Here is a 6,085-nt window from a genome sequence, read left to right on the forward strand (position 1 = left end):
GGCCGGGAGCCACAAGCTCATCGGCCGCGCTGTGGAGCAACGGGAAACCTATGACGCCGCAGCCGCTCAGGCCGGCGGACGGCACCGCGCCGGAGCGGGCGGAAGCAGAGCACGAGGGGAGGAGAGCTGAAGCTTCCGATGGAGCGGCAGCCGGCTCGGGCCACTCGACAGGTCGTGCCCGGCCGCGCTGCGGACTCGCGTTCGGCGAATGCCAAGGAGCTGGCCGCGACCGCTGTCGTCCGGCTCGATCTGGAAGAGGTCTCGGCGAAGGTGCGGACCGGAGGACCCGATGACGAGGCCGAGGACCTTGCGCTGCTTCACTGGAGCGGCTTGGTGCCGCTCACTCGCGGCTACGGGGAGCCGGTCGCGGCCGACGACCTGGATCCGGGCGTCGCGCTGCCGGACTATCTGAAGGCCCTCTGACCCCGGTGCCGAGCGCCCGATGAGTGGCCCCAGATCAGCTCGCGGGAGCGCACCACCCTCGCGGCCACGGTCTCCGGTGCAGCGTCCGACTCGCGATTCGCAGAAGCAGGGCGCCTTGGGCAACTCGATGGGGTGGATGTGCGAACCAGGGGGTTCCTCACCTCTTGAGCCTGCTCGTACCGTTCCACCCCGAACGCTGCACGCGTGCGCCGCAATCGGCGTCGAGCAGCATGAGTTGGGAGAGACGACCGACGTGCACGGCGAATCCGACTGGAGCGAACGGGCCATCTGCCGGACGACTGATCCGGACGAGCTGTTCGTGGAGGGCGCGCAACAGAACCGGGCCAAGGCCACCTGCGTAGGTTGCCCCGTGCGTACCGAGTGCCTCGCCTACGCCCTGGACCATCGCATCGAGTCCGGCGTCTGGGGCGGCATGACCGAACGCGAACGCCGCGCATTGCTGCGCCGGCGGCCCATGGTGACGTCCTGGCGGCGGTTGCTGGAAACCGCTCGCGCGGAACACGCGAGCACCTACCCGCGCGACTGTCCGGCCTCCGAGGCGGGGTGATCCTCGGGGGGTGCCCGAGGTCCCCGGGATTCTCGCCCGGGGACGGGAAGAGCTCCGGCGCAGGGATGCGCCGGAGCTCTCGGGTCACGCATCTGGAGTCGGGTCAGTCGGAGGTCCCGTTGAGGTGCCCCGTGGCACTGTTGGTGAACTCCAGGTAGAACTTGGTCTTGGCCTTGACATCCTCGTCAAGCATGGTCGACTTGTCGTTGCCGAGGGCCTTCCGCCAAGGGGCGCACCCGTCCTCGTAGCACACGCGGGCCTTGGTCGTCGCGTCAGGCGTGACGGAGATCCCGGCGCAGCCGTCAGCGGTAAGCCATTCGTCCTCGCCGCCGGGGAACACGTGGGTGCCGTCCGCCTCCACTGAGGCGAAGTCCATGGGCCAAGAGACACAAGGCGTATGGGCTGACGCTGTGGCATCGGTGGCCGACGCATTGCTGGTCGCGGCCAGCAGTCCGCCGCCGCCCATCACCACGGCGGCGGCCACGGCGCCGATGACGCGCGAACGCGTGGAGACTTTTCTACGGGAACGTGAACGATTGAACACACTTCTCCTTCGGCGTGGGGGGATTGATTCAGCGTCGGCGCTGCGCCGACCCTCGGGGCGACGTGGGTGCCCCGTCTCGGGAGTGCGCAGGAGTGCAGCAGCCCGGAGAATCTAGTTCCATACCTTAACCATATGAACGACTCGCCTGGCAAACCCTGACCTGTTATGGAGGCGAGGAGTGGTCGGCGCATCAAGGGGGGGTGCGCACGACCCGCAAAAGGGTTGCCTGGTTTCCAGTGGGGATCTTGAGGAAATCTGCCTGGGTGCTCAGACCGTTCGGCGCGTTGGGACCACCTGGACCGGACTTCGGAGTAGGCGAGGAGCCGCGAGGAGCGCGGCTTTCGTGCTCCCTCGAGAACGTCGTGAACTCTTCTCTCACGTGAGGGGTGACACCCCCAACCGTCCTGCCCGCACTCGACGCCTCCGGCCAGCCGATCCCGCCCTGCCGCATCTGCGGGCAGCCGGCCAGCCTCCGCAATGCAGAAGCCGAGCCCGAGCACTATTCATGTCGTCAACGGCAGGGCACTCCCTCCTGAGACTCCATGACGCACGCCTGGAACGGCCGCTGCGTCCAGCGCACGCGATCTGGCTCGCGGCTGGACGGCGGCGGTGTTACGCCCATTCCACGCCCAGCTTCCGTAGTGCGTCCCGCTGTTCCTGGGTGAGCCTGTCTCGCCTAGATCGCATGTTCGATTTCCATACGCCTAGCTTGACGATCACTGGCTCCGTTTCGCCGTCGACCGCCACCTCTTCACTGTGGCCCCTTGGCACCGGCCGATCGCCTTCCCGCTCGACCCACTGCGCGAGGGCCGCCAGGCCCCGTTGGAACGCCTGCTGCGCCTTGCTGCGGCCCTTCGCCGGTGCCTTGGCCGCCGGGACGGGAGCCGGGACCTCAGCGGGCTGCATGCCCAGCCGGGACAGCCGTTCCTGCTGTTCGTTCGACAGCTGCGCCCACGTGCCCGGCTGTTTCTGCCGCTCGAGCCACTTACCCAGGTCGTCGCCCTCGAACAGTACGCCCGGCTCGATGGCCGGCAGGACGCCGTCGGCGTCGACGAGGTCCGCGAGGACGCGGTAGTGCCGCTGCCAGTCCAGAGGCCAGGGGCAGTTCCAGTCCGGGTCGAGCTCCTTCAGCTGCTCCGCGCGCTCTGCCGCCCGCTCCGCGTTCTTCCCGAGGCCGCCTTTGCGGCGGAGGTTGGTCATGTGCTGCCCGATGGGCACCAGACCCTCGGCCTCGCTCTCGCCCCACACCGCGTCCTGACGCGGCGCGAGGTGCCCGGTGGCCTTCCGATAGGACCGGAGCGCGGCGAGTTTGTTCTCCCACGCTTCTTCGCCCGGCTCCCAGACCATCCCGGCCTCGGGAGCGTCCAAGAGCTCCTTGCGCCGCAGCTCCAGTTCCCCGGCCCGCAGTGCCTTTCGCTGCTGGTGCACCCACCTGCCCAGCGGGAAGTCCTTCGTGACGCCCACCGTCGTCTCGGTGTCGTAGGGGAGGGCATAGAGGCCGGTGATCTCGTTCTCCTTCCGCCACCGGAGGAGGGCTTGGTAGCCCTCCAGCCACACCAGACTCTCCGGCCGGTACACCCGCGTGCGCAGGAAGGCCGCGATGGTGCCGGCGTCCCTGGGAGAGGAGAAGTGCAGCAGCGCCGACTCGACCGCACTGTCGGTGTCGTCCTGCTCCTGGTCCTCGCTCACCTCGCCGCCGGCCTCGATGATCCGCCCCTCTTCATCGCGCCGGACGTGCACCTTGCGCTTCCCGCTGCTGAGGGCACGGGAGGCGAGCTGCTCGACGAGTCGTTCATCGTGCGAGCGCAGGCCCTGCAAGACGGCTACGAGGGGGCGGAAGCTGGCGCTGGCGACCATGTCGGTCGGGTCCTCGCCGGGCTGGAGGAAGACGGGCACGATGATCCGTGCGACCTTCGTGGTGCCGTCGCGGTTCAACCTGAGCGCGCGGCCGATGTTCTGCACGATTTCCACCTGCGAGCCGCGGGTGTCAGCGAAGCATACGGCCTCGACTCCCCGTTCGCCGGTGATGTCGACGCCTTCCCCGAGGACGCGACAGCTCGCGAGGAACGCGCGGTGGACCCGGCGTCCGGCCGCATCGATGCCGTTGGCGAACTGCCGCAGCACCTCCCGCCGTTCGGCGACGAGGTGGTCGCCGCACAGCCATGCCGACCACACCCGGTCCGGGGGTAGGTGGCGGCCGGCCTCGAGCTCGTAGAACTTCGCGTCGATCGACGATACGGGGAGCCGGTCCGCGGCCGCCAGGTCGTCGTCGGAGACGTCGTTGGCGTACAGCTCCGCAGCCGTCTCCGACAGCCTCTCCGCGAAAGCGGCGGCCTCCTCCACCTTCTGGTGGAACGTCATGACGGTGCGCAGGTTGTACGCGGCGGCGTGCTCCAGGAGCGCGGTCTGCAGGAGCGCCAGGCGCCGGCCGCGCCGCGCCTCCTCCGACTCCCCCAGAACGGGTGAGGGGTCGCGGATCTCCAGCACGTCGATCTCGAACCCGGCGAGGATCTCCCGCTCGATCGCCTCCGAGAGCCCCAGCTCGGCCAGCCACGGCCCGTAGGTCTCCGAGTCCTGGCCCATTGACGCGATCTCCAACTCCCGGCCATCCGCGCCTTTCTGCGGTCGGGGGGAAGCCAGGATGCGTGGGGTGGCTGTGAGGTACAGCCGGAAGTCGGCGGGGATGCGGGCGTTGTCGTGGATGGCCGCCCATGGCCTGCCAAGATCGCCTGCGGTTGAGTGGGCTTCATCGATGATGGCGAGCGAAAAACCGCCCATCCGCTGCCCGTACAGGCGCTCTCCGCCTGCCAGAGCGGCCTCCAGCGGGCCGCGAACGCGCCCCTTACCCATCGGGCCGTCGAAGTCCTCGCGGTCCACGAGAGAGGCGTACGTGGCGAACACGATGACCGGCCCGTGCCCGGCCCACAGGGCGAGCTGGATCGGATTGGTGGTGGTGCGCACCCCCAGCTCGTTCAGCACGGGGTCGCTCTCCAGCGAGCACACGGCGACCATGGGGGAGCGGTGACCCACCGCCCGCCACGCCTGGGCGGTCTGCACGAGCAGGTCCAGGGTCGGCACGGTCACAAGGATCCGGCCCTCGGTGAAGCACTCCAGCGCGCACGCGGCGGCCGTGATCGTCTTCCCTGACCCGGTCGCGGAGACGATCGTGCCCCGAGCCCCCTGAGGGGGCACAGATGACTTTGCAGGGAATCCGACCCATTTTCGGAAACCCAACTTCTGGTCGATCTGGTGTTCCCGCAGCTGAATACCCGGCATTTTCCGGATTCTCCTCTAGCTCGTTTTCTTCCGGTTCGGGAAAAACCGGGACGGTGTGAAGGGCGGGACGGACACCGTACCGTCCTCGCTCACCACGACCCGTTCGGTGAACTGCGCCAGGACCTGAGAGGGCTGAAGCCCACCCCGATCGGCCACCGCCCAGATCCGCCTGCCAGGTCCGGCGGACAGCCGCAGCTCATCCGCCTCCTCACGCCGCCGCGCCTCGAAGACAGCCCGTGCCGCAAGAGCATCCACACGCCGCTCTTCGCGTTCCCGACCCCACCCCGAACCTGAGCGTCGCGCTCCGGCTCGTACGCACCCCAACCGGCAGCAACCATCAAGTCCCTGACGCACCGCCACTTGGCATGCTCGGCCGCCCAGACGTCAGCCAGCCGCTCCGCATCCCTGCAACTGCTCCGCTGCCCCGCGCTCGCGGACAGCAGCCTCCGCTACCCTCTCCGCAACGGCAGCAACCCCCAGACCCTTTGCCTGGCGCTGGACCTGATACCGCGCCACATCCTGAGCGCCCCACATACGGCTTTCCCTTTTTCCGATGGCCTGAACGTGCCCCGTTCAGGCGGTTGGAACGGTGTGCTGAATTTTCCCCAACACTACATGTGCATCAGATTGATGCACATGCCACCCTGAAACACCGACACGAACGAGCGAGGTCAGAGCCCAGGCATACTGACCAGTCATGGACAGGCGCAGCACACGGCGGTTGACACTGGTAGTCGACGGAGAGACGTTCGATGTCACCGAGCGTCCTGACGAGTTGGGCACATACGACTTCACCTGGCTGTCAGGCCCCAACCCCGGGTACGGCTTCACTTCTGCCGTGCAGCCGGCCAGAGCATTGAGCGAGCCGGAACTGCAGGCGTCAGCACGGGACTTCTTGAAGCAGGTGGACCCAACCACCGGACACATTCGGTAGCCCCCCCGCGCCCTCATAGCCGGCCAGGCCCGCGACAGCGGGCCTCAAGGTTCTGGAGGCGCAGCCGGAAGAATCGTCGGGCGGGGGAGCGCAGCGGACCCGCCCGGAGTCTGAAGCGAAGCGGAAGACTCCTGCGGGGGACGAAGTCCCCCGCAGCTCCGGGAGCGCAGCGGACGGAGCGCCAACCCGACTGCACAGCAGTCGGGTTGAGCGGGACGCGGAGCGTCCCGCTCCGCTCCCGCGGAGCGGGAGCGCAACACCCGCGCGCAGCGCGGGTGTTCGTTTGCACATCGCGCAGCGATGTGGTACCCGCGGCGCAGACGGTGACCCGGTAGCCGAG

Annotated in this window: 3 protein-coding genes and 1 pseudogene; 2 read left to right on the plus strand and 2 right to left on the minus strand. The window is 68.4% G+C overall.

From position 1 onward, the window contains the following. Positions 1 to 168: 168 nt before the first annotated feature. Together ABZ822_RS32455 and ABZ822_RS32460 are read left to right on the plus strand one after the other, a co-directional pair. Positions 169 to 423 (plus strand): annotated as a pseudogene (locus ABZ822_RS32455) (pyridoxamine 5'-phosphate oxidase family protein); the annotation flags it as partial. 253 nt (positions 424 to 676) lie between these two features. Next, entirely contained in the window at positions 677 to 991 is a 315-nt protein-coding gene (locus tag ABZ822_RS32460) for a WhiB family transcriptional regulator (RefSeq protein ID WP_360862054.1), read from the plus strand. 103 nt (positions 992 to 1,094) lie between these two features. Here ABZ822_RS32460 and ABZ822_RS32465 read toward each other — a convergent pair whose 3' ends face one another. Together ABZ822_RS32465 and ABZ822_RS32470 are read right to left on the minus strand one after the other, a co-directional pair. Further along, positions 1,095 to 1,367 carry a hypothetical protein gene (locus ABZ822_RS32465; RefSeq protein ID WP_360862050.1) on the minus strand — a complete coding sequence of 91 codons (273 nt, stop codon included), beginning with the start codon at positions 1,365 to 1,367 and terminating at the stop codon, positions 1,095 to 1,097. A gap of 780 nt (positions 1,368 to 2,147) precedes the next feature. After that, positions 2,148 to 4,811 (minus strand): Helicase associated domain protein, encoded by a 2,664-nt coding sequence (locus ABZ822_RS32470; RefSeq protein ID WP_360862052.1) that lies wholly within the window; start codon positions 4,809 to 4,811, stop codon positions 2,148 to 2,150. Positions 4,812 to 6,085 lie beyond the last annotated feature (1,274 nt).

The organism is Streptomyces sp. NPDC047108, from assembly GCF_040643575.1.
Lineage (GTDB): Bacteria > Actinomycetota > Actinomycetes > Streptomycetales > Streptomycetaceae > Streptomyces.